This is a genomic window from Monashia sp. NPDC004114 (assembly GCF_053603855.1).
Genome location: NZ_JBSGGK010000017.1, coordinates 25051 through 48487, shown reverse-complemented (window position 1 = coordinate 48487; position 23437 = coordinate 25051). Strand labels below are relative to the sequence as shown.

General features: G+C 71.7%; 22 protein-coding genes. 12 read left to right on the top strand and 10 right to left on the bottom strand.

The annotated features are described in order from the left end of the window. Nucleotides 1-81 precede the first annotated feature (81 nt). Nucleotides 82-2844 (top strand): ATP-binding protein, encoded by a 2763-nt coding sequence (locus tag ACWEOW_RS19410; protein WP_452270881.1) that lies wholly within the window; start codon nt 82-84, stop codon nt 2842-2844. 34 nt (nt 2845-2878) lie between these two features. On the opposite strand, the gene ACWEOW_RS19405 is transcribed toward ACWEOW_RS19410, so the two are convergent. Further along, the gene (locus ACWEOW_RS19405) at nt 2879-3712 is read right to left on the bottom strand and encodes an SGNH/GDSL hydrolase family protein (RefSeq protein ID WP_452270880.1); all 834 of its coding nucleotides are present in this window, start codon (nt 3710-3712) and stop codon (nt 2879-2881) included. Nucleotides 3713-3849: 137 nt separating this feature from the next. Between ACWEOW_RS19405 and ACWEOW_RS19400 the strand changes: the two genes are divergently transcribed. From ACWEOW_RS19400 to clpB, 3 genes are all read left to right on the top strand, one after another. Continuing rightward, nucleotides 3850-4698 carry an SGNH/GDSL hydrolase family protein gene (locus tag ACWEOW_RS19400; protein ID WP_452270879.1) on the top strand — a complete coding sequence of 283 codons (849 nt, stop codon included), beginning with the start codon at nt 3850-3852 and terminating at the stop codon, nt 4696-4698. A gap of 9 nt (nt 4699-4707) precedes the next feature. Then, a complete protein-coding gene (locus tag ACWEOW_RS19395) occupies nt 4708-4983 on the top strand; it encodes a hypothetical protein (protein WP_452270878.1) in 276 nt (91 codons plus the stop codon). 93 nt (nt 4984-5076) lie between these two features. Further along, entirely contained in the window at nt 5077-7635 is a 2559-nt protein-coding gene (gene clpB, locus ACWEOW_RS19390; RefSeq protein ID WP_452270877.1) for an ATP-dependent chaperone ClpB, read from the top strand. Between the two features lie 232 nt (nt 7636-7867). On the opposite strand, the gene ACWEOW_RS19385 is transcribed toward clpB, so the two are convergent. From ACWEOW_RS19385 to ACWEOW_RS19375, 3 genes are read right to left on the bottom strand one after another with little or no spacing between them, the layout of a single operon-like run. After that, a complete protein-coding gene (locus ACWEOW_RS19385) occupies nt 7868-8746 on the bottom strand; it encodes an ABC transporter permease (protein WP_452270876.1) in 879 nt (292 codons plus the stop codon). Next, the gene (locus ACWEOW_RS19380; protein WP_452270875.1) at nt 8733-9695 is read right to left on the bottom strand and encodes an ATP-binding cassette domain-containing protein; all 963 of its coding nucleotides are present in this window, start codon (nt 9693-9695) and stop codon (nt 8733-8735) included. Before ACWEOW_RS19380 ends, ACWEOW_RS19385 begins: the two co-directional genes overlap by 14 nt. Continuing rightward, complete coding sequence (locus ACWEOW_RS19375) at nt 9692-10918, bottom strand: LolA family protein (protein ID WP_452270874.1); 1227 nt, start codon at nt 10916-10918, stop codon at nt 9692-9694. Before ACWEOW_RS19375 ends, ACWEOW_RS19380 begins: the two co-directional genes overlap by 4 nt. Nucleotides 10919-11012: 94 nt before the next feature. Here ACWEOW_RS19375 and ACWEOW_RS19370 point away from each other — a divergent pair, with 94 nt between their 5' ends. Next, on the top strand, nt 11013-11663 hold the full coding sequence (locus tag ACWEOW_RS19370; protein ID WP_452270873.1) for a response regulator transcription factor: 651 nt from the start codon (nt 11013-11015) through the stop codon (nt 11661-11663). Next, nucleotides 11660-13084: a sensor histidine kinase gene (locus tag ACWEOW_RS19365; RefSeq protein ID WP_452270872.1), complete on the top strand. Its 1425-nt coding sequence runs from the start codon at nt 11660-11662 to the stop codon at nt 13082-13084. The genes ACWEOW_RS19370 and ACWEOW_RS19365 overlap by 4 nt, the downstream gene beginning before the upstream one ends. On the opposite strand, the gene ACWEOW_RS19360 is transcribed toward ACWEOW_RS19365, so the two are convergent. Together ACWEOW_RS19360 and ACWEOW_RS19355 are read right to left on the bottom strand one after the other, a co-directional pair. After that, a complete protein-coding gene (locus ACWEOW_RS19360) occupies nt 13081-13680 on the bottom strand; it encodes an HAD family hydrolase (RefSeq protein WP_452270871.1) in 600 nt (199 codons plus the stop codon). The genes ACWEOW_RS19365 and ACWEOW_RS19360 overlap by 4 nt on opposite strands. Beyond that, nucleotides 13677-14498: a hypothetical protein gene (locus tag ACWEOW_RS19355; RefSeq protein WP_452270870.1), complete on the bottom strand. Its 822-nt coding sequence runs from the start codon at nt 14496-14498 to the stop codon at nt 13677-13679. The genes ACWEOW_RS19360 and ACWEOW_RS19355 overlap by 4 nt, the downstream gene beginning before the upstream one ends. A 127-nt stretch (nt 14499-14625) precedes the next feature. On the opposite strand from ACWEOW_RS19355, the gene ACWEOW_RS19350 reads away from it, so the two are divergent. Continuing rightward, a complete protein-coding gene (locus ACWEOW_RS19350) occupies nt 14626-15336 on the top strand; it encodes an LppX_LprAFG lipoprotein (RefSeq protein ID WP_452270869.1) in 711 nt (236 codons plus the stop codon). Nucleotides 15337-15343: 7 nt separating this feature from the next. Then, a complete protein-coding gene (locus ACWEOW_RS19345) occupies nt 15344-17173 on the top strand; it encodes an MFS transporter (protein ID WP_452270868.1) in 1830 nt (609 codons plus the stop codon). A gap of 16 nt (nt 17174-17189) precedes the next feature. Here ACWEOW_RS19345 and ACWEOW_RS19340 read toward each other — a convergent pair whose 3' ends face one another. Beyond that, on the bottom strand, nt 17190-18065 hold the full coding sequence (locus ACWEOW_RS19340; protein ID WP_452270867.1) for an alpha/beta fold hydrolase: 876 nt from the start codon (nt 18063-18065) through the stop codon (nt 17190-17192). Then, a complete protein-coding gene (locus ACWEOW_RS19335) occupies nt 18065-18856 on the bottom strand; it encodes an exodeoxyribonuclease III (RefSeq protein WP_452270866.1) in 792 nt (263 codons plus the stop codon). The genes ACWEOW_RS19340 and ACWEOW_RS19335 overlap by 1 nt, the downstream gene beginning before the upstream one ends. A gap of 65 nt (nt 18857-18921) precedes the next feature. Here ACWEOW_RS19335 and ACWEOW_RS19330 point away from each other — a divergent pair, with 65 nt between their 5' ends. Both ACWEOW_RS19330 and pyrE read left to right on the top strand, forming a co-directional pair. Beyond that, on the top strand, nt 18922-19737 hold the full coding sequence (locus ACWEOW_RS19330) for an SDR family NAD(P)-dependent oxidoreductase (protein ID WP_452270865.1): 816 nt from the start codon (nt 18922-18924) through the stop codon (nt 19735-19737). A gap of 41 nt (nt 19738-19778) precedes the next feature. Continuing rightward, complete coding sequence (gene pyrE / locus ACWEOW_RS19325; RefSeq protein ID WP_452270864.1) at nt 19779-20387, top strand: orotate phosphoribosyltransferase; 609 nt, start codon at nt 19779-19781, stop codon at nt 20385-20387. An 18-nt stretch (nt 20388-20405) separates the two neighbouring features. On the opposite strand, the gene ACWEOW_RS19320 is transcribed toward pyrE, so the two are convergent. Both ACWEOW_RS19320 and ACWEOW_RS19315 read right to left on the bottom strand, forming a co-directional pair. After that, on the bottom strand, nt 20406-21029 hold the full coding sequence (locus ACWEOW_RS19320; RefSeq protein WP_452270863.1) for a hypothetical protein: 624 nt from the start codon (nt 21027-21029) through the stop codon (nt 20406-20408). After that, complete coding sequence (locus tag ACWEOW_RS19315) at nt 21029-21334, bottom strand: DUF1905 domain-containing protein (protein ID WP_452270862.1); 306 nt, start codon at nt 21332-21334, stop codon at nt 21029-21031. Before ACWEOW_RS19315 ends, ACWEOW_RS19320 begins: the two co-directional genes overlap by 1 nt. A gap of 90 nt (nt 21335-21424) precedes the next feature. On the opposite strand from ACWEOW_RS19315, the gene ACWEOW_RS19310 reads away from it, so the two are divergent. Further along, nucleotides 21425-22159 carry a LemA family protein gene (locus ACWEOW_RS19310; protein WP_452270861.1) on the top strand — a complete coding sequence of 245 codons (735 nt, stop codon included), beginning with the start codon at nt 21425-21427 and terminating at the stop codon, nt 22157-22159. A gap of 2 nt (nt 22160-22161) precedes the next feature. After that, nucleotides 22162-23430, top strand: coding sequence for a M23 family metallopeptidase (locus ACWEOW_RS19305; RefSeq protein WP_452270860.1), 1269 nt, complete (start codon nt 22162-22164; stop codon nt 23428-23430). Nucleotides 23431-23437: the final 7 nt, after the last annotated feature.

The following is a 23437-nucleotide window of genomic DNA, read 5'->3' as shown; positions in this document are numbered from 1 at the left end:
GCAAGGATGGCCGCGCCTCAAGCAACGGGGCCGTCAGTCCGGCCTGCCCGACTCGGGTGGCCAGACCCCGGAAAGTCCCGCGTGACACCTGATCACGAGAGCCCCTCGCCTCTCGCCTCTGCTCCAGGGGCTCACTTCGCCCCACACACCGAGATGGGGCGGCTCGTCGCCGCTCATGACTGGTCGGCCACCCCGCTCGGGCCGATCGACGCGTGGCCACAGACCCTCGCCACCGCCGTCGGCATCTGCCTGTCGTCCCGGTTCCCCATGCTGGTCTCCTGGGGCCCGGACCTGCGCATGATCTACAACGACGCCTACCTCGTGCTCCTGGGTCAGGCGAAGCACGCTGACGCTCTCGGCCAGCCGGTCGCGCACGTGTGGCCCGAGGTGTGGGATGTCATCGCGCCGATGTTCTCGGGAGTCATGTCCGGTGCGCCCGCGACGTGGTCCGAGGACCAGTGCCTCGTGGTCGACCGGCGCGGCTTCCTCGAGGAGGCCTTCTTCACCTGGACGTATGGCCCGATCCACGGCCCGGACGGCACGGTCGAGGGCGTGCTCAACGTGGCCGTCGAGACCACCGACACGGTGGTGGCCGACCGCCGAGCGCGCTGCGCTGCCGAGCTCGTCGCGGCACTCGCAGGCGCCGAGGACGCCTCCGGCGTGCGCGCCGCCGTGCAACGGACCATGGGTGCCGGCCTGGCCGACCACCTGTCGGTCGACCTCGTGCTCGCCGGTGACCAGCTTGGCGATCGAAGCACCCGTGACCTGCGGTCGGTCGCGGTGCGCGAGCCGGGCAGCACCGAGGCCGTCGGCAGTCTCGACGTCGAGCCCAACCCGCTGCGGCCGTGGGATGCGAGCCTGGAGCGACACGTGGAGACCTGCGCGACGCACGTGGCGACCGCGCTCGGCGGGCTGCAACGGCTCGAGCAGGAACGCCGACGGGCCAGCGCCCTGGCCGACCTCGACGCCGCGAGGTCGACCTTCTTCGCGAACGTGAGCCACGAGCTGCGCACACCCCTGACGCTCGTCGCAGGCCCGGCCCACGACGCTCTCGAGGACGTCCGGACCCCGTTGCCGGACGTCCATCGCGAGCGGCTGTCCCTCATCGAGCGCAACAGCGGCCGGCTCATCTCCCTCGTCGACCGGCTCCTGGACCTGACCAGGCTCGAGGCGGGTGTCGTGCAGCCGCACCCCTCCGAGGCCGACGTCTCGGCCGTGACCCGAGGCCTCGCCGACGGGTTCCGCCCGGCGGTCGCCCGCGCCGGTCTGGCGCTCTCGGTGTCTTGCGCCGACCTGCCGTCCGCGGCCTACCTCGACGTCGAGATGTACGAGCGGATCGTGCTCAACCTGCTCTCGAACGCGGTGAAGTTCACGGTCGACGGATCGATCTCGGTCGTGCTCCGCCCCGTCGGCGACGGCTTCGAGGTCAGTGTGTCCGACACCGGCGTCGGCATCGCGGCCGAGGACGTGGACCGGATCTTCCAGCGCTTCCAGCAGCTCGCGCCGGCGACGGGGCGTTCGCGCGGCGGCGCCGGCATAGGGCTGTCCCTCACCCGCGAGCTCGTCGAGCTCATGGGTGGCCGGATCGCGGTTCGGTCCGAGCGCGGCGTCGGCAGCACCTTCTCGGTCGAGCTGCCGGTGACGATGCCGACCCCGCCCACGGACGGGAGCCACGGGCAGTCGATCACGCGCCGACCGCTCGAGTCGTTCATCGACGAGGTCACCCTCCAGACGGTGGCGGCCGATCCTGCCGCCGAGACGGCTGCCGGCTCGGGGGCCGGCTCGGGGGCCGGCGCCAAGCCACGCCTGCTCATCGTCGAGGACCATCCTGACCTGCGGAGATACCTCGTCGACGCCCTCGGGGACGACTACGACGTCACCGCGGCGGCCGATGGCCTGCAGGGGCTGGCCCTGGCCCGCACTCGCCGCCCCGACGTCGTCCTTGCCGACGTGATGATGCCTCGCCTCGACGGCAACGCCCTGGTCCATGAGCTGCGCGCGGACCCGGCGACGGCCGAGGTGCCCGTCGTGCTGCTGTCCGCCCGCGCCGGTGCAGAGGCACGGGTGAGCGGCTTCCAGAGCGGCGCCGACGACTACCTCATCAAGCCGTTCGTCCTGTCCGAGCTGCGAGCCCGCCTCGGCGCGGTCCTGCGCCGGCCGGCCCAGCATGACCAGGAGGCGCGCGAGCGCCGCGACCGGGCCGCGTCCCTGGCCTTCGAGCTCGAGGCGGCCGCCGAGCTCGAGCAGGTCGTCGTCGCCGCGGTCGCCGGGTTCAGCGTCCTGTTCGACGGAGCCGCCGCCGTGCGGGTCACGGCAGGCGAGGCCGACCTGCTCTTCACGCTCGATGGGGTCGCGGACCCCGAGAGCCTGCCCAGCGGCATACGGGACCTGTTGTCTCCTTCCTCCCAGCCCGTCCAGCCCGCACAGCCCGCCCGGGTGCGGGCGCCCGTGGTCGCGGGCGAGCCCGACCCGGTCCGCACCGGGCTTCTGCTCACCCCGTCGAGCGCGTCGTCGACCTGTCGGGTCTGGGTGCAGTTCCGCGCGGTCCGTCTCGTGAGCGTGGACGAGGCGATCGTCGGCGACCTGCTCGCACGGAGCTTCGCCCACGCGGTCGACCGTGTGCTCGCCCGGCGGGACGCGGACGCCAGGGAGCGGCAGCTGCAGCAGGCGATCGAGAGCCACCGGTCCATCGGCCACGCCGTCGGCGTGCTCATCGAGCGGCACAAGGTGACGGCCGTCCAGGGCTTCGAGATGCTCCGGCAGGCATCGCTGCACCGGAACATCAAGCTGCGCGAGCTCGCGAGGCGCGTGGTCGAGACCGGCGAGGAGCCGATGCACGCCTGACCCACACCCGCGCGCCTTGCGCGCTCGCTCGACGTCAGCCGACCCGGTGCCGTCCCGAGCGCTGCGCCAGCGCCGCCCCGGAATGGGTGGCGGCGAGGCGCTTCATCCCCTTGGCGGGCCGGATCGGGACCGGCCACTTCGGCAGCGCGGCGTCGCCGTCGCGCACGCCCCGCATCCTCCTCCTGACCAGCGGCACCACCTCCGACCGGACGAAGAGCAGCTCGTCGCCGATGGCCGTCCGCCAGGGACGGCGCTCGCGGGGGCCGAGCTCCTTCACCCGCACGGTGTGCGGGATCCCGAGGGAGGCGAGCACGAAGGCCGCCATCCGCTTGTGCCCTTGGCGCGACATGTGGATCTTGTCGAAGGCCCAGAGCCGGGGGTCGTCGTACTCCCGCATCAGGGTGTGGTCGAGCAGCACCGCACCGTGCTCCTCGGCCAGCCGACGCACGGCGTCGTTGAACACCAGGATCCGGCGGCGCAGCGGTTCGAGCAGGAAGGTCGTCCTCGTGTCGAAGGTGGTGAAGACGAGGACCTGGGCACCGCTGTCGACCAGTCTGACGAGCGCCGCCTCGTACCGTTGCACGAGCCCGTCCATGTCGGTGCGCAGGGACAGGATGTCGTTGCCGCCCGCGTAGAACGAGATGAGCGTGGGCTCCATCGCCAGAGCCGGCTCGAGCTGATCGTCGACCACCTCGTCAAGCAGCTTGCTGCGGATCGCGAGGTTGGCATACTCCCACCGCTTGTCGTCGCGACCCAGCTGCTTGGCGACCCGGTCTGCCCACCCGCGAAACCCATTGGGGTAGAGGAGGTTCGGGTCACCGACTCCCTCTGAGAAGGAGTCGCCGACCACTACGAAACGCCCCGCCACCGGGTCACTGTCTCCCGAGGGCCCACCTCTGACGCAAGGGTGGTGCGGCGATCGTCGACGAGTGTTCGCCGAACCGTCGGCTGGCCGTCATGTCGACGCTGGCCTCCTTGCGCGAGTCCGACCGTATGGTGCCGGTCGTGAGCAGGTTCGTCGCGCTGGGCGACTCCCTCACCGAGGGGGTCGGCGACCCGCACCCGAGCTGCCCCAACGGCTTTCGCGGCTGGGCCGACATCGTCGCAGCGCGACTCGCGGTCCCTGAACCGAGGACCGAGTACGCGAACCTCGCACTCCGGGCGAAGCGCACCGTCGACGTCGCCGCGGAGCAGGTGGAACCGGCGATCGCGATGCGCCCCGACGTCGTCACCATCTGGGCAGGCGGCAACGACCTGCTCCGTCCGGTACTGCGTCGCGACGAGGTTCTCGACCCGCTCGAGGACGCCGTATGCCGTGTGGCCGGGACCGCTGGTCACGTCGTGCTGCTCACCGGTTGGGCGCCCATCGTCTCCCTGGTGCTTCGCCCCGTCCGTGCACGGGTTTCCATTTTCGACAACGGGATTCGCGAGATTGCCCGGCGTCACGGCGCGACCCTGCTCGATCTTGCGTCGCTGGCGGACTGGCAACATCCGGCCCTCTGGTCGGCCGACCGGGTGCACCCCTCGCCCGAAGGCCACGCACGCATCGCGGACGCGGTAGGGCAGCTCCTCGGACTGGCGCCGTCGGCGGGGGTGGCCGCGCCCGGCCCGCACGGCGCTGCCCGTCGGCTCCGGGACGGCATACCGGCTCAGCGTGCCGGCTACACCCAGTGGTGGCACGACGAGCGGGCATGGTGGTTCGACCATGCGGCACCACATGTGCGCAGGTGGGTCGCGCGGACGTCCTCACGTGAGCAGGTCCAGCCCAAGTGGGCGGTGCCCGTGCGGCCGGCGACCGCGTTCGGGTGGCGTGAGGGCGCCGAAGCGGTTCACGAGCCGGCCGACGTTGCCTAGTCTGGCTGGGTGGACCACAGGGAGGGTGGCGGCAACCCGGCCGAGCGAGAGCACCTGCTGGTGTTTCCCGACCGGGACGTCGCAGAGGAGATCGCGGACGACCTGGACTCCGAGGGCTTCGCGGAAGTGCATGTGGTGCGCGAAGCCCTTGCAGGAGAAGACGACTCGGACGACCACGAGTGGGCGGTGTACGTGCGTACCCCTGACGACGAGGCGTATGCCGCCCGCTTCGAGGCGCTGGCCGAGGAGAACGACGGGTGGTACGACCCCGACCCGAACGCGTGACGATCCCAGCGCTCCGCTCCCAAAGTTGAGCGGAATAGACTCAACTGTTGCTCGGTTGTCGCCAACGATCTTCATTCCCGACCAGGAGGACGCATGGACCTTCAGCTGACCAACAAGGCGCAGGAGGCGTTCGCGCAGGCCGCGACGACCGCCGCCGGCAAGCACCACCCGAACATCGAGCCGGCACACCTGCTTCTCGCGTTGGCAGCCCAGTCCGGCACCACCACCCCCGCGCTGCTCCAGGCGGCGGGCTCGAGCGTGGCGCTGGCCACCGAGACAGCCGAGAAGGCGATGGCCGCGCTGCCCCAGGTCACCGGGGGAGCCCAGCAGCCCCAGCTCTCGCGCACCGCCCTCGCCGCGATCCAGCAGGCGCAGCAGTACATGACGGCCATGGGCGACTCCTACGTCTCGACCGACCACCTGCTGCTCGCGCTCGCGCGCACGGGGCAGTTCGGCCTCGACGCCGACGCGATCGAGAAGGCCATCCCACAGCTGCGCGGTGGCCGCCCTGTCACGTCTGACAACCCTGAGGGGACCTACGAGGCCCTCGCCAAGTACGGCACCGACCTCACCGCCCGTGCCCGTGAGGGCAAGCTCGACCCCGTGATCGGGCGTGACGCCGAGATCCGGCGCGTCGTCCAGGTGCTCTCGCGACGCACCAAGAACAACCCTGTCCTCATCGGCGAGCCAGGAGTCGGCAAGACCGCGGTCGTCGAGGGCCTCGCGCAGCGCATCGTCGAGGGCGACGTGCCCGAGAGCCTGCGCGACAAGACGCTCTACTCGCTCGACCTCGGTGCGATGCTCGCGGGGGCGAAGTACCGCGGCGAGTTCGAGGAGCGGCTCAAGGCCGTGCTCGACGAGATCACCGGCTCGGACGGGCAGATCATCACCTTCATCGACGAGCTGCACACGGTCGTCGGCGCGGGCGCCGGTGGCGAGGGCGCGATGGACGCGGGCAACATGCTCAAGCCGATGCTCGCCCGCGGTGAGCTGCGGCTCGTCGGGGCGACCACGCTCGACGAGTACCGCCAGCACATCGAGAAGGACGCCGCCCTCGAGCGGCGGTTCCAGCAGGTCTTCGTCGGCGAGCCCTCGGTCGAGGACACCATCGCCATCCTGCGCGGGCTGAAGGAGCGCTACGAGGCTCATCACAAGGTGACCATCGCCGACTCGGCGCTCGTGGCGGCTGCGTCTCTGTCGGACCGGTACATCAGCGGACGACAGCTGCCGGACAAGGCGATCGACCTCATCGACGAGGCAGCGTCCCGGCTGCGCATGGAGATCGACTCGAGCCCCGTCGAGATCGACGAGCTCCGCCGCACCGTCGACCGGCTCAAGATGGAGGAGTTCGCGCTCGAGCAGGAGACCGACGACGCCTCGCGGGACCGGCTCGAGCGGCTGCGCAAGGACCTCGCCGACAAGTCCGAGGAGCTCGCCGCGCTGACCGCTCGCTGGGAGGCCGAGACGGCCGGGCTCAACGCGGTCGGCGACCTCAAGGCGCGCATCGACGACCTCCGGACCCAGGCCGACCGGCTGCAGCGCGAGGGCGACCTCGGCGCCGCCTCGAAGATCCTCTACGGCGACATCCCGGCTCTCGAGAAGGACCTCGAGCTCGCCCAGGAGCGCGAGGCCCGGGCCGTCCATGACGAGGAGCCGATGGTCAAGGAAGAGGTCGGCGCCGACGACATCGCCGAGGTCATCTCGGCCTGGACCGGGATCCCGGCCGGCCGGCTGCTCGAGGGCGAGACCGAGAAGCTGCTGCACATGGAGCAGCACATCGGCGCCCGGCTCATCGGGCAGGCCGAGGCCGTCCGCGCGGTGTCGGACGCCGTCCGCCGCACGAGGGCCGGCGTGTCCGACCCGAACCGCCCGACCGGGTCGTTCCTGTTCCTCGGCCCGACCGGCGTCGGCAAGACCGAGCTCGCCAAGAGCCTGGCCGACTTCCTCTTCGACGACGAGCGCGCGATGGTCCGCATCGACATGTCGGAGTACTCCGAGCGCCACGCCGTCGCCCGCCTCATCGGCGCGCCCCCGGGCTACGTCGGCTACGAGGAGGGCGGCCAGCTGACCGAGGCAGTGCGACGCCGGCCCTACTCCGTCGTGCTGCTCGACGAGGTCGAGAAGGCGCATCCCGAGACGTTCGACATCCTGCTGCAGGTGCTCGACGACGGCCGGCTGACCGACGGGCAGGGTCGCACCGTCGACTTCCGCAACGTCATCCTCGTCATGACCAGCAACCTCGGGTCCCAGTTCCTCGTCGACCCGACGCTTGGCCCGGACGAGAAGCGCGAGGAGGTCATGGCGGTCGTCCGCACGGCGTTCAAGCCCGAGTTCCTCAACCGGCTCGACGAGATCGTCGTGTTCGACGCGCTGAGCCAGGACGACCTCGCCCACATCGTCGACCTGCAGGTGCGCTCGTTCGCAACGCGGCTGTCGGACCGCCGGATCACGCTCGATGTCTCCGACGCGGCGCGGCAGTGGCTGGCGAGCAGGGGCTACGACCCGGCATACGGTGCGCGGCCCCTGCGGCGGCTCGTCCAGCGCGAGATCGGTGACCGCCTTGCCCGGGCGCTGCTCGCGGGTGACGTCCGCGACGGCTCGACCGTGAAGGTCGACGTCGACGACACCGGCGAGGCCCTCACGCTCAGCTGACGCCGCGCTGACACCGCACCGTATGCCGCCCCCCGCGCCCCGGGTCCGGCATCGTCGAGTGGCCGCTTCGTCTCGGTAAGTCGGGGGCTGGTGTGAGCGGGCGACCACTCGACGGTAATCCGACCGGAGGCTGGGTAGGTTCCAGAGGGCTTGGCCTGGTCGAGTGGCCGCTTCGTCTCGGTATGTCGGGGGCTGGTGTGAGCGGGCGACCACTCGACAGGGGTTGGATGCGTCAGCTGGTGATGTCTTTGCCGGCGAAGCGTGACCAGGCGAGGAGCCAGAACACGACGGCATACCCGAGGTCGACCCACAGACCACGGGCCACGTTGTCCCAGAACGGCGGGTCGCGCATGATGTCGGCGAACGCGCCCCACTGGTCGACGATGAGCCACGGATGGAGCCAGGAGATCTGCGGCACAGAGTCCGCGATCCACGACAGGATCGTGAAGATCATCAGCGCGACCGTCGCGGCCAGGGGCTGCTCGGTGAGGGTCGAGATGAACAGCCCGACCGCGCCGAGGGCGGCGAGGCCCGCGGCTACGTACAGGCTGACCAGCACGACCCGCCACACCGCGGCCCCGAACGACAGCTCGGTGCCGGACAGCGTCGGCATGTCGCCGGTGCCGAAGAGCGCGATCCCGATGATCGCCCCGGCGACCGTCACCACGGCCACGCCCCAGAGCGCGCCGATGACGAGCGCGGCGTACTTGACCGCGAGCAGGCGCGTGCGCCCGACCGGGACGGTGAGCAGGTAGCGCAGCGTCCCGAGGTTCGCCTCGCCCGCCACCGAGTCGCCCGAGAGCATCGCGATGGCCAGAGGCAGGAACAGTCCGATCTCGACGCCGAGCGCCGCGAGCGGGACGAAGAGCCCGTTCGAGGTGATCGACGAGAGGAAGTCGGGGCCACGTCCTTCGCGGGGCGTGGAGATCCGCACGGCGATGGCCATGAGGATCGGCACCGCCGCGAGGACGAGCAGCCCCATCTGGTTGCGACGGCGGCCGGCGATGAGCCGCAGCTCCGACCGAAGGAGCCGGGTCGAGAACCACCGGGCGCGCGGGCGAGGTGCTGCGGCCACCGGCTCGACCGGTGCGACGCTCTCAACCGCTGACATCGAAACCCTCCCCGGTGAGCGCGACGAACAGGTCCTCCAGGCTCGGGCTCGTCACGGTGAACTCCTTGACGCCGACGCCGCCCTCGACGAGCGCGGACACGATCTTCTCGGGTGCGACGCCGTCGGGCGTCCCCCTGACGCCGCCCGGCACGGCTTCCACCGCGATCAGCCCGAGCTCGCCGAGAATGCGCGCCGCCTCGCCCGGCTGGTCGGTGAGGACCCGCGCGACGGGCGCGGCCCCGCCCCTGACCTCGGTCGACGACCCCTGGGCGACGAGGCGTCCATCGCTCATGACGCCGAGGTGGGTGCACATCTGCTCGACCTCCGACAGCAGGTGGCTCGACACGAAGACGGTCGCACCCTCGGACGCGAGCGAGGCGACGAGGTGACGAACCTCGCGAGTCCCTTGTGGGTCAAGGCCGTTCGTCGGCTCGTCGAGGACGAGCAGCTCGCGGGGGACCAGCAACGCAGCCGCGATGGCCAGGCGCTGACGCATCCCGAGCGAGTAGGCCCGGTAGCGCTTGCCGGCCGCGGCGAGCAGCCCGACCCGGTCGAGGGCCGCATCGACCCGCTTGGCCGTCGTGTGCGGGTCGGCGGTCAGGTCGGCGGCGTCGAGACGCCGCAGGTTGGCCCGGCCGGACAGGTACGGGTGGAAGGCAGGACCCTCGACGAGCGACCCGACCTGCGGCAGGACGGCCTGCGCCGATCCCGGGATCGGTTGTCCCAGAAGGGTGCTCGTGCCCTCCGTCGGCCGCACCAGGCCGAGGAGCATCCGGATCGTGGTCGTCTTGCCGGATCCGTTGGGCCCGAGGAAGCCGTAGACCGACCCCCTCGGGACCACCAGGTCGACGCTGTCGACGGCCGCCTTGTCCCGGAAGCGTTTCGTCAGTCCGTGCGTCGTGATCGCGAGATCACGGGCGGGGGCCGACGTGGCTCGGGCCTCGGTCACTTCGCCGCCAGTGCGGCATACAGCTGGTCGGGTGCCACCGCGCCCACTGCCACGCGTCCGTCGTCGGTGATGACCGCCGAGAAGAGCGTGCCTTCGAGGACATGGCCGCTGCCCCAGGTGCCCGACGTCGTCGGGAGCGCCTTGAGTATGCCGTTCAGCTGCTTCGTGAGGTCACCCGCCGGTCCCGAGGAGCCCGAGCCCGCCGCGCCCGACGTGCCCGAGGCGCCGGTCGCAGTCGAGAGCGGCGCCACGACGACGGTGCTCCAGCCGGACCCGACCACCTTGACCTGCGAGGCGGCCTTGACCGCATCGGCAGAGGACAGGCCCTTCAGCGGAGCGGCGTTCGTGGCCCCGGCCGACTTCTTGAGGCTGTCCGACTGGGTGACGGTCGTGCCGGCCGGAGGAGTGAACTCGAACTGTCGCGCCTCGGGCTTCGAGAAGTCGACCGAGGTGAAGCCGACCTCGAAGGCGGGGTTGGACAGCTTGGTCGAGAAGACCTGGACCCGGAGCGGAACGTGCTTCTCGGCGTCGATGGCGATACGGACCGACGCGACCCGGGTCGTCTTCGACTTCGGGGTGAGCACGAGCTCGTAGGCCGAGCGGCCGGCGACCGACGCCGTGCCCGAGGTCGTCACGCTCGTGTCGTTGCCCATGGCGGCCATCGCAGCTGCCGCGGCGGAGTCCGGGGTGGAGGGAAGCCCGGTGGCCATCCCGCCCGGGAGCCCCTTGGGCTTGCCGGTCGACGTGCCGTCGGGAGCGTTGTCCTTGGCGCCGAGCGTGTGGTGCACGGCGGTCTTGTCGGCGCTGGACCACAGCCACAGGTCGCTGCCGTTGCGGATGACATCGGACTCGCCGCTCGTCCCGACGAGAGCGAGCCGCTGCCGGGTCGGACCGTCGAGCCAGATGCGCCACGTGTGCGTGCCGGACACGAGCGAGCTGAGGGAGCTGCTCGCCGCGCCGGATCCGCCCGGTCCACCCGAGCCGCCTCCTGTGAGGCTCGGGAGCTGGGGCAGCCCGAGATCGGACGTCTGCACGACCGTCCCGGACAGGCTCGACACGTCGGCCGACCGGACGTCGGCGACGAGCTGCATGGGGGTGCGCGGGGGGAGGCCGGCGTCGGCGGTCGCGTTCTGGTTGATGGCGAGCGCGGTGGCGCCGATGACCCCGACGGCTGCGACGGGTAGGCCCCAGCGCGCTGCTGGGTGTTCGGTGAAGATGCTCATACGCACATCGTGCTCCGGGTCGCCTGAGAGACCACTGAGACCGGTGAGGCGACGCGGCGCTGCCGATCTGGCCGCACCGTGACATCGTGACGGTGTGCGGGTGCTCTTGGTCGAGGACGAGGCGCGGATGGCGGCGGCGCTGGTGCGCGGCCTCGCGGCCGAGGGCTTCGTGGTCGACCACGTGGCGGACGGGCTCTCCGGTCTCGAGGCGGCACGGTTCGGCGCCTACGACGTCGTCGTGCTCGACATCATGCTTCCGCGGATGTCGGGATACACGGTGGTGAAGACGCTTCGCGCCGAGGAGAACTGGGTCCCAGTCCTGCTTCTGACGGCCAAGGACGGCGAGTACGACGAGGCCGACGGGCTCGACTACGGCGCCGACGACTACCTCACCAAGCCTTTCTCGTTCGTGGTCCTCGTCGCCCGGCTGCGTGCGCTGCTGCGACGTGACCCGGCGCCACGCCCGGTCGTCCTGCGGGCGGCCGGGGTCGAGCTCGACCCGGCCACGCATCGGGTCGAGGTCGAGGGTGCCGAGGTGCCGCTCGCGCCGCGCGAGTTCCTCCTGCTCGAGCACCTCATGCGCGCCGCCACCGCCGTCGTGCCGAAGGAGGATCTCCTGGAGAAGGTGTGGGGCGACCTCGACGACGCGAACGTCGTCGAGGTCTACATCGGCTACCTTCGCCGCAAGCTCGGCCGGTCGCGCATCGAGACCGTGCGCGGCGTCGGCTACCGGATGGCACGATGACCGCGACCCGTCGCGGCACACGCCTCTCGGGCCGGCTCGCGAGGCTCAGCCTCCGCGCGCGGCTGTTGCTCGTCGGTCTGGTCGGCGTCGCCGGCGCGCTCCTCATCGGAGGGGTGCTCATGTATGCCGTTCTCACCGGATCGCTCAGCCGCTCGGTCGAGGGGGCGGCCCGGTCCAGCGCGGAGCAGGTGGCGCTGCTCGTCGGCGCCGGTCGGGTGCCCGACCCCGTGCCTGTGTCAGGAGCCCAGGTGCTCCAGGTCCTCGACTCGCAGGGCCGGGTCGTCAGCGGGTCCGTCACCGCGGACCGGCTCACGCCCCTGGTCACACCGGAGGAGCTGCGACAGGCGCTGGCGGGGGAGTCGGTCGTGGTGCCGGGGAGCCGGTCCGGGCTGGCGGGGCGTCTTCAGGTCGCCGCGGTGGACGCGCGGCCCGAGGGCGGCAACGGGACGGCATACAGCGTCGTCGCGGCGGCCCCGACCGCCGACATCGAGCAGAGCGCGCGGACCCTGCGCTGGCTGCTGCTCGCGATCTTCCCGCTGCTGCTCGCCGCCCTCGCGCTCATCGCCTGGCGCGTGATCGGCGCGGCACTCGCGCCGGTGGAGGCGCTGCGCCGGGGGGCCGAGCGCATCGACGAGTCGTCGTCGGACACGGAGCGGCTCCCGGTGCCCCCGACCGACGACGAGGTGAGCGCCCTCGCCGCGACCCTCAACGCCATGCTCGACCGGATCGCCACAGCCCGCCGCAAGCAGCGGGCCTTCGTCGCGGACGCCGCCCACGAGCTGCGCAGCCCGCTCGCGAGCATGCGCACCCAGCTCGAGGTCGCCCAGCGGCTCGGCGAGGGAGGAGACGTGCCCGCGGACGTCCTGCCCGACGTCGAACGTCTCTCCGCCGTCGTCAACGACCTGCTGCTGCTCGCTCGCGCCGACGACGCCGCCACCGCGACGGGTCGCCGCGATGTCACGGTCGACGTCGCGGCGCTGCTCGTCCAGGTGCACGGACGCTACGCGGCGGCCCGGGTGCCGGTGCGGGTTGCGCCCGGCCTCGCTAGCCGGAGCGTCAACGCGCGCGTGGACGAGGACGACCTCGTGCGGGCCCTGGTCAACCTCGTCGACAACGGCGTGCGCCACGCCCGGACCGCCGTCGTGCTGGACGCCACGGCCGTCGGACATCGGGTCGAGGCGAGCGTCACCGACGACGGCAGCGGCATACCCGTGGCCGACCGCGAGCGCGTCTTCGACCGGTTCACGCGCCTGGACGAGGGCCGGGACCGCGACAGCGGGGGCACCGGGCTCGGCCTTCCGATCACGCGAGCGCTGGTGCGACGGTGGGGTGGAGACGTGCGCCTCGAGGAGGCGGGGCCGGGCGTCCGGGCCGTGGTCTCGCTCCCCGCAGCCGAGCGAGAGGGCCCGGCCCGCACTTAGTGGCGGGTGAATACCTCTGCGTCCCAGCCGAACTCGAGCGCAGCGTCGACGTTCTCCGCGCGGTCGTCCGTGAACCACACCTCGTGTCTTGGGATCTCGCGGCCCAGGTCGGCCTCGACGGCCTTGTGGGCGGCGGCATACGCCAGTGGATCCGGCTTGGCGACGCCGAAGTCGGCGCTGTTGAGCAAACCGTCGAACAGGTGCGTGACGCCGAGCAGCTCGAGCTCCTCGGGGACGTAGTCGGTGCCGTTGGTGAAGACGTAGGTCCGGCGGCCACCGGCGCGCAGCGCGCTGAGTCGCTCGACGGTCTCATCGACGACGGTGCCGCGATGCGCCCGCCACGCCTGCATGTGCTCACGCACCCGGCCGGGCTCGGGCACGATCTCCTCCAGCGCGCCGCAGATCGCGGCGAACCACGCCTCGAACGTCTGCTGTCCCGTGATCGTCGGGAGCAGCAGATCCGGTCGGAACGCGGTCGCCGCGACCTGGCCACTCGGCAGCCCGAGCGCTTCCTCGATCACCGGGTTGGCGTCACCCGGGGCGAAGTCGCGGACGACTCCGTCGAGGTCGAAGACGTATGCGGTGTGCTCCCTCACACGGTCTGGTGCGGTGCGTCGTGGGGGCGGCCACGCGTCTCGGCGGGCCGGGCCGGGGGCTCATCGGCTGACATCGCTGACGTCCCCGAGTCGGCCGGAGCCTCCTTGGTCCAGGCCGTGCGCTGGTCCTCGGCGTCGTAGTCTCCCGGGCTGGCCGCGTCGGTGTCGATCGCACCTCCAGAGCCGCTCTCCTGGCTGCGCGCCACATCGGCGTCTCGACCGCGAGCCGGATCAGCGTCCGCCGCGCCGGTCCCGGCCGGTGCCATCAGACCGGTGTCCGCTGTGCCCTCGGTGCCCACGGTGCCCGCGGCGGCCGTGCGCCGGTAGCCCTGGTCGCCGAACGCGCCCGCGCCGGCAGCCCCAGCACCGGCAGCCCCTGCGCCGGCAGCCCCCATGCCGGGTGCGCTCTCGCGGTGGCTCAGCTCGGCCTCGCGCTGGTTCAGGCCCTCGTGGCGGGCGGCAAGCTCGGCCTCCCGCCGACGCAGATCCTCGTCACGGAGCCCCGCCTCCTCGAAGCGGCGGTCGTGCTCGAGACGGTCGGACGCCGAACGCTCCTCGAGCTGGGCGACACGGGAGTCCTCACGCTCCAGCCGGCGCGCACGAGCGCGGCGGCGTGCCGACGCGGTGAGCAGCGCCCATCCGAGCGCGAACAACAGCATGGCGAGCACGCCGTAGCCGACGAGCTCGAGAGGGGTCGCCTCGCGGGAGAACCCGAACGCGGTCACCGTGGTGGTGGCCGTGAGTGCGTGGGTGCCCACGTAGGCGTAGACGCCGGCTCCGATCCCAGCCAGCAGGAGGATCACACCGAGCAGGGCCATAGGAAATGCTCCTTTGTCATGGGCGGGAGGGGCCCGCCACGGAATCCTTCGACAGTAGCCATACCCGTTGTCGCGATGTGCTCTCCGCGCAGCCGACCTGAGACCGGGCTCCGTTAGCCTGACGCCCATGCGCATCACCGGAAAGCTCGCGGCGGCCACCCTCTCGGCGGCCTGTGCCCTGTCCCTTGCCGCCTGCTCCGGCGACTCGCAGGCCCCAAGTCCGACCCAGTCCGTGCTCTCCCCTGCGCAGCAGCTTGCCGCGGCGAAGGCGAAGGTCGACAGCTCGCCGTCGGTTCACCTCAAGCTCGGCAGCGCGAACGTGCCGGACGGTGCGTCTGGTGTCGTCTCGGCCGACGGCTGGGGCAAGCACCCACCCGCCTTCAAGGGCACCTTCAAGGTCATGCTCAAGGGGATCCAGGCCGACGCGGAGATCACCTCGCTCGACGGCGAGGTCTACGCACAGCTCCCGCTCATCCCCGGCACGAACAAGATCGATCCCAAGACGTTCGGGCTGCCCGACCCCGCGGTTCTCTTCTCGACTGACAAGGGCTTGACGACGCTGCTGACCGCCACGACGTCCCCGGTCGCGGGCGACAAGGTGCGGGTCGGCAGCGAGGTGCTCTCGACGATCAAGGGCACCCTGCCCGGCAAGGCGGTCACCGACCTGTTCCTCATCGGCGACCCCAACGGCACGTTCGACGTGACATACGGACTGACCGACTCGGGCGAGCTGCGGCAGGTCACGCTGACCGGGCCGTTCTTCGGGCCGGGGACCACGGCGACATACACGCTCACGCTCGACCAGTACGGCCAGCCCGTGACGATCACCAAGCCCTGACGCCCCCGTGACCACCCCAGACGGCGGCCGTCACCGGTTCGGCCTGCTTGCCGCGGCGTCTGCGGCTGTCGCCCTCGCCGCAGCCGACACCTACGTGGTGGTCCTCGCGCTGACCGACATGATGGCCGGCGTCGGGATCGGCATCGACGCGCTCCAGCGTGCAACCCCGATCATCTCGGGGTTCCTGCTGGGCTACATCGCGGTGCTGCCGCTCATCGGGCGCCTCTCCGACCTGCTGGACCGGCGGCGCATCCTGCTCGGCTGCCTCGTCGTGTTCGTCGTCGGCTCGGCGATCACGGCGCTCGCGGTGGAGATGCCGGTCCTCGTGACCGGCCGCGTGCTCCAGGGGGTCGGCGGCGGCGGCCTCGTTCCGGCGACCCTGGCCCTGGTCGCCGACCTGTGGCCCGCGGACCGGCGCGGCACGCCGCTCGGCGTCGTGGGCGCCGTCCAGGAGCTCGGCTCCGTGCTCGGGCCGGTGATCGGGGCGCTCATCCTCACGTGGTCCGGCTGGCGGGCGATCTTCTGGTTCAACGTGGCCGCAGCCCTCGTCCTGTATGCCGTCATTCGCGTCCTCGGCGCCCCAGCGCCCCCCACGTCGAGTGGCCACCCCACCCCACCAGCCCCGGCCCAGACCACGTCGAGTGGCCACCCCACCCCACCAGCCCCGGCCCAGACCACATCGAGTGGCCACCCCACCCCACCAGCCCCAGCCGCCGGAGCCACGCGGGTGACGAGGCGGCCACTCGACGTGGGGGTGGTGTGGTCGGTGGCTGTCATCGGTGTCGCGGCCCTCGGGCTCGCCCTGGCGGCTCCCGACTCACTGGTCACCGATGTCACGCTCGGTGCACCCTTCGTCCCCTTCGCGGGTGAGTCCCGGGTGATGACCCCGATCGCGATGGTCGGGCTCGGGCTGCTGCTGCTCCTCGCAGTGGTGACCGCCCCTCGATGGTGGGCGGTCCTGCGTCGGGCCGACCTTTTCGGCGCGACGCTCGTCGCCGTCGCACTGGGGAGCCTCGTCCTCACGTTTGCGTCCTCCGACCCGGAGAAGGAGGTCGTCGGTCCGCTCGGCTACAGCCTGCTCCCGGTCGGGGCCGCGGCGCTCGTGGCCTTGGTGTGGTGGCACCGTCGGGCCACCGACCCGCTCATCCCACGCGGCGTCGTCGGTGCTCGCGGCGTCCGGGCCTTCGTGGTCAGCCTGCTCGTCGGGGCAGCCCTGGTCGCCATCGTCGTCGACGTGCCACTGCTGGCCAGGCTCACCGACACCTACGACGAGACCGGCGCGGCGCTCGTCCTCGTCCGCTTCCTGCTGGCCGTCCCGGTCGGCGCACTGCTCGGGGGCTGGTCGCTGCGGTTCGCCGGCGACGGCCCGGTTGCCGGGGTCGGGCTGCTGCTCGCGGCCGCCGGGACCTTCGTCATGTCCCGCTGGACGCTCGAGTCGGTCGTCGACGTGGTCCCGACGACAGTCGTGCTCGTCGTGGTGGGCCTGGGGGTCGGGCTGGCGCTGGCACCGGTTAACAACGCGGCGCTGGCCGACTCACCACACGATGCGCACGGGGTGGCCAGCGCGCTCGTCGTGGTCGCTCGGATGGTCGGGATGGTCGTCGGGCTCGCCCTGCTGACGTCGATCGGGCTCAACCGCTACTTCGACACCGTTCGCCGCCTACCGAACCCGCTCGACACGGACGCGCTCATCGGGGCTGGTGTCGTCCAGGTCCAGACGGTCTTCCTCGGCGGGTCGGTCGCCGCCCTCGCCGGGGCGCTGGTCGCCTTCACGCTCGGGTCACGCCGTAACGTCGAGGCGCCGACCGCCGACGAACCCCGGTTCGTCGGGCTCTGACCCCGGCCGGACAGGGTCAGGCCGTCGCTGCAGACCGGGCGAGCGAGCGCAGCGCCTCGGCGATCTCGTCGGTCGCCTCGTACGTCAGCATGTGCCCAGCGGCGGGCAGCTCGGTGTACGACGCATGCGGCAGCGCGAGCCACAGAGCCCGCGCCCGCTCGGACGGCGTCAGCGTGTCCCGGCGGCCCGCGACGATCGCCACCGGCACCTCCGCCAGCGCAGGCAGCGCCTCGCGCAGGTCGATGTCCTGCAGGGCCGAGTAGAACGCCCCGAACGTCGTCAGGCGCGTGCTCGCGACCTGGCGCATCGTCGCGTCGACGTCGTCGTCGTCGGCTTCCTCACCGAAGAGCAGCGCGCGCTGGGACTTCACCTTCACGGCACGCCCGTGCGGCAGCGGCATACCTTTGGCGAGCAGTCGCATGAGGGCAGCCTCGCTGCGGCTCGGCTCCAGCTCGAGCCCGTGGTATGCCGTCGACACGAGGAGCGCGCCACGCACCCGCGCGGTGAACTCGCTCGCGAACTGGGCCGCATACGACAGGACCGTCATGCCGCCCATCGAGTGGCCGCCGAGCACCACGGGCGACGGCTCCGGCACGACTCCGCGCACGACAGCACGCAGGTCGCGGCCGAGGTGGGCGACGGAGACCGACTGAATCTCCTTGCGGGCCAATCCCATTGCCGAGCGGCCGTGACCGCGCTGGTCCCACAGGACGATGCGAACGTCCGCGTCGGCCAGCGCCGTCACGACGGGTCGCCAGCTCTCGTGGGTCAGGGTCCAGTCGTGTGCCAGCACGAGTGTCGGCGCCTCGGGCGGTGCATCGCGCCGCGCGTAGACGTGCACGGACAGCACCGCGCCGTCCGGCGTGACGATGCTGCGACGGTTCTGTTCCATCAGTCCGCGACCTCGAAGACGACCGGGGCATGGTCGGACGCGCCCTTGCCCTTGCGCTCCTCGCGGTCGATCACCGCGCCGACGACCCGGTCGGCCAGCGCGGGCGAGCACAGCGCGAAGTCGATGCGCATGCCCTGCCGCTTTTGGAAGCGCAGCTGCTTGTAGTCCCAGTAGGTGAAGGTGCCCGGCTCCGAGGTGTGCGGTCGCACGACATCGACGTAACCGGCGTCGACGACGCCCTGGAAGGCGGACCGCTCACCGGGCGACGTGTGCGTCTTGTCTTCGTAGTACTCGACGCTCCACACGTCGGCATCGGTCGGAGCGATGTTCCAGTCTCCGAGCAGCGCGATCTGGGCGTCCGGGTCGGCCGCGAGCCAGGCCCGGCCTGCCGTCGCGAGGGCGCCGAGCCAGTCGATCTTGTACCCCAGGTGCGGGTCGTCGAGAGCACGGCCGTTGGGGACGTACAGCGACCAGATCCGCACGCCGCCACACACGGCCCCGATGGCGCGGGCCTCGGACGCCACCGGGTCGCCCCAACCGGGCATCCCCTCGAAACCGACGCGCACGTCCTCGAGTCCGATGCGTGAGGCGATGGCCACGCCGTTCCACTGGCTCATCCCATGGTGCGCCACGTCGTACCCCAGCGCCTTGAACCGGTCGAAGGGGAACTGGTCCTCGCGGGCCTTCGTCTCCTGGATCGCCATGACGTCGACCTGGGCACGGCTGAGCCACGCCTCCACCCGGTCGATGCGCGACCGGATCGAGTTGACGTTCCACGTGGCAATCCGCACAGAGGGTCACCCTAATCCGCGCTGCGGCCCAGTGGCGCCTCGGGTGTGCGCCTAAGGTGTGCGCCATGACCCGCGATGCTGCATCCCGGCCCACCGCGCTCGTCACGGGAGCGAGCTCAGGTATCGGCCACGAGTTCGCCGTCCAGCTCGCCGCCCGACGCCACGACCTGGTCATCGTGGCCCGCGACCTGCCGCGCCTGGACGCGGTGGCCGTCGAGCTGCGCTCCAGCTTCGGGGTCGATGTCGAGGTGCTGCCGGCCGACCTGTCGGACCGGACGGCGCTCGGCCGTGTCGCCGATCGCCTCGCGGACCCCTCTCGGCCCGTCGACCTGCTCGTCAACAACGCCGGCTATGGCGTCAAACGGAGCTTCCTGCGCAACGACCTCGAGGTCGAGGAGCGTATGTTCGACGTGCTCACACGGGCCGTGATGGTGCTCTCGCACGCCGCGGCCCCGGGCATGGTCGAGCGCCGGCACGGGGCGATCGTCAACGTCTCCTCCGTCGCCGGATTCCTCGCCTCAGGCTCCTACTCCGCGGCCAAGGCCTACGTCACGGTCTTCACCGAGTCCCTGGCCGGCGAGCTGCGCGGAACCGGCGTCACGGCGACAGCGCTCTGCCCGGGCTTCACCGTGACCGAGTTCCAGCAGCGCGCCGGGATCTCCAGCCCCGGCCCGAAGCTGCTGTGGCTCGACGCGAAGCAGCTGGTCAGCGACTGTCTGGACGACGTCGCCCGGGGCCGGGTCGTCTCGGTGCCGAGCGCGCAGTACAAGGCGGTCGTCGGTCTCGTGCGGCTGCTGCCGCGCTCTCTCGTGCGCAGCCAGCTCCGGATGGGCAGGCTGCCTTGGAGCCGACGCTCTGCGTCGGACCGACGCAACGACTGACCTGCCACGGGCGGGGCGTCGCCGGGCAATACCATCGAGGCGTGACCCAGACGCCAGAGACCGCCAGCCGCACCGCCAGCCAGACCGCCAGCCAGACCGACGTCGCCGCGGCGCGCGCCCGGCTGCTCGAGATCATCAAGGCCAAGGCGATCGTCCACGGCCGGGTCACGCTGTCGTCCGGCAAGGAGGCCGACTACTACGTCGACCTGCGCCGGATCTCTCTCGACGGCGAGGCGGCACCCCTCGTCGGGATCGTCATGCGCGACCTGACCAAGGACCTGTCGTATGCCGCCGTCGGTGGCCTGACGCTCGGTGCCGACCCCGTGGCGACCTCGATGCTGCACGCCGCGGCAGCGGCCGGCGATCGCCTCGACGCGTTCGTCGTGCGCAAGGCCGGCAAGGCGCACGGGCTGCAGCAGCGCATCGAAGGCCCGTCGATCTCGGGCCGCCAGGTGCTGGTCGTCGAGGACACGACGACCACGGGTGCGTCGCCGCTGGCGGCGGTCGAGGCTGCCCGTGAGGACGGTGCCGAGGTGGTGGCGGTCGCGACGATCGCCGACCGGGCGACCGGCGCGGGCGAGCGGATCAAGGCGGAGACCGGCGTCGACTACCGGTTCGCGTACTCGCTCGAGGAGCTCGGACTCGCCTGACCCCGCATGAGTGCGCCCTCAGAGCGCTGAGTCGGCGACCTGGACGGGGTACCCGCGCCGGAGCGCCTCGACCGTCGACGGCGGCGTCACCAGAGTGACCTTGCCGGCTCGCGGACGCGGCAGCCGTCGCCCGTACGTGTTGTCTGCCTGCCACAGCGTCAGGTGCTCGTCGGCGACGACCGCCGGGCCGTCGTCGACCAGGACGAACGCACCCGTGGGCAGCGCTGACCAGGTGGTCTCGTGCAGCCGCCGGCCGCGCGCGGCCGGGTCCCACCGCTCGTCGTGGAGCAGACGGTCGAGGTCGCCGGCCAGCAGCCGTGGAGCGCCCTTCGCCTCGGAGACGAGGCCGCGGAACTCGGTGTATGCCGGGCGGCGGCACTCGGCGCAGGGTCGGTGTCCCGCCGAGAGGGCAACCGCCTCGTCGAGGAAGAACAACGGTGTGTAGTGGCCGGGCTCCCACTGGGCAACCCGGCGGTCCCAGAACGTCAGGGAGCACGTGATCCAGGCCTTCGTCTGGTGGTTGCGCACCACGTCACGGGTGCCGGCACCCTCGTGCAGCCGGCCGCGGTTGCCCATCCAGGCACCCCGGCCCGGCGCAACCACGACCTCGCCGAGCGGGCTGACCCGGTTGCGGGCGGGCATCACTCGAGCACCTCCAGGACCACGTCGGCCGTCTCTCCCTCGTCGAGCCCCTCGGCCGTGCGGACCGCCTTCTTCACCGGCAGCACGTAGGCACCCCGCGTCGACTCGGGGAACACGGACGTCGCCCACGTCGTCCTGCCGATGGTGGCCCGCACCCGGACCGAGCCGAAGCCACGGGGCGGGCGCGGGCGCTCGCGGATCAGCGCCGACGCGTCGTCGGACACGGTCACGAAGAACCAGCCGGACTGCGCCTCCCAGCGCCACAGCTCGGCCGAGAACCGGCACCTGAGCACGTCCGTCTCCATGCCCGCCACCCTAGGACGGACCCACGACAACGCCGTCGCTGACCGGTCTAGGATCGAGAACACTGACCACCTGATGCTGGGGGAGAACCCATGATCGTCGTCTGGATCCTGCTCGGCCTGCTCGTGCTCCTCGTCATCTTCGGCGTCGTCTCCTACAACGGGCTGATCAGCCTCCGCAACAAGGTCGAGGAGGGGTGGCGCCAGATCGATGTCGAGCTGAAGCGCCGGCACGACCTGATCCCCAACCTCGTCGAGACCGTGAAGGGGTATGCCGCGCACGAGCGGGGCACGCTCGAGGAGGTCATGCGAGCCCGGTCCGCGGCGATGGCCGGCGGCCAGTCGCCCGCCCAGGCGGCGCAGAGCGAAGGGATGCTGAGCCAGGCGCTCGGGCGGCTCATCGCCGTCGCAGAGGCGTACCCGGACCTCAAGGCGAACCAGAACTTCCTCGCGCTCCAGCAGGAGCTGACGAGCACCGAGGACCGGATCGCGTCCTCGCGTCGCTACTACAACGCCCTCGTCCGCGACCTCAACACCAAGGTCGAGACCATCCCGTCCAACATCGTCGCGAACATCGCGAGCGTCCGCCGGGCGGAGTACTTCGAGACCCCCGCGTCCGAGGCTGCCGTGCCGAGCATCTCGTTCGGGGACCAGGCACCCGGCACGTTCGGCTCCACGCCGGGCGCACCCGCCGTCGGCGGGTCGACCCAGCCCGGAGCGATCGGTGGACCGTCGACCCAGCCCGGGGCTCCGCTGCCGCAGGCCCAGGCACCGGTCGACCCAACTGCCCCCAACCCGACGGTGGACCGGACGACGCCCAACGAGTGAGCGTGCGCGTCGCCGAAACGACGTCTCCTCTGGTCCTCGAGATTCGCCTGAGCGGTCGCAGGGCGCCGATAGCGGCACTCGTGGCTCTGCTGTGCGTGATGCCGCTCCTGGGCGGCAGTGCCGCCCAGGTTCCGGGAACCGACGTCGTGCTGGTCTCGAGCGCCCCAGCCGTCGTTGCTGAGGCTGCGGCAGCGGTCGGCCGGGCCGGTGACGGTCTCACCGACGGTGCTCTGGCCGGTCTCGGCGGGGGGTCACCCGCCCCCTCGGCCTTCGCCGACGCAGCCGGCGGCGGGTTCATGTTTCCCGCCATCCAGCTCACCCCGCTCGCGGCCCGAGCCATAGCGGTGCAGGTCCTCGCCCCGTACGCCCTGGCGGACCCGGTCACCGGCAGGCCGGTGTTCGTGCACCCCGTGCCTGGCGCTGAGACCTCGCCGTTCGGCCCGCGCGTGCACCCGGTGCTGGGGCGGCCGATGTTCCACACCGGTATCGACCTCGCCGCCGTCTGCGGCACCCCCATCCGGGCCGCGGCCGCGGGCACGGTCATCTACGCCGAGGTGTCCAACTCCTGGGGCCTGCGCACGATCATCGAGCACACGCCCACGCTCAGGACGGCATACGGCCACCAGTCGCGCTTCTTCGTCAAGGAGGGCGACGTCGTCAAGCAGGGCCAGGTGATCGGCCTTGTCGGCACGACGGGCTGGTCCACCGGCTGCCACCTGCACTTCGACGTCATCCTCAACGACCGCTACGTCGACCCGGCGCCCTACCTCGGCTTCCCGCCATCAGACGCCAAGTCGGTCCCGTATGCCGTGGTCCCGCACGTCGTGCTCGACCGTCGCGGGCACCTGATCCACACCGTCGAGGACGGCGACGTCCCGCTGCCCGATGCGACGATCGTCGCGCCTGGCGCGGCGACACCGACGAGCCGGCCGCCGGCCGGCGTGCCGGGCATGGATCCGAGCGTGCCGACAGCGCGCCCGACCGTGCCGACCCGGCCGACCGGCCCGACCTCGAGGCCGCCCGCGACGAACCCGTGGACGACCACCCCGCCGACGAGCGAGCTGCCCACCACGCCGGCCCCTCCTGTCACGTCAGTGCCACCGACGACGGCTGACCCGACGACGCCCGACCCGACGATGCCCGACCCGACCACGCCAGAACCCACGACATCGTCCGAGCCGCCCCCGCCAGGACCACCCAGCCCGACCGAGCCGGCGCCGACGACGAGCGTGTCGCCGGCGCCCGCGGACCCGTCGGCGAGTCAGCCCTGAGCGCTGA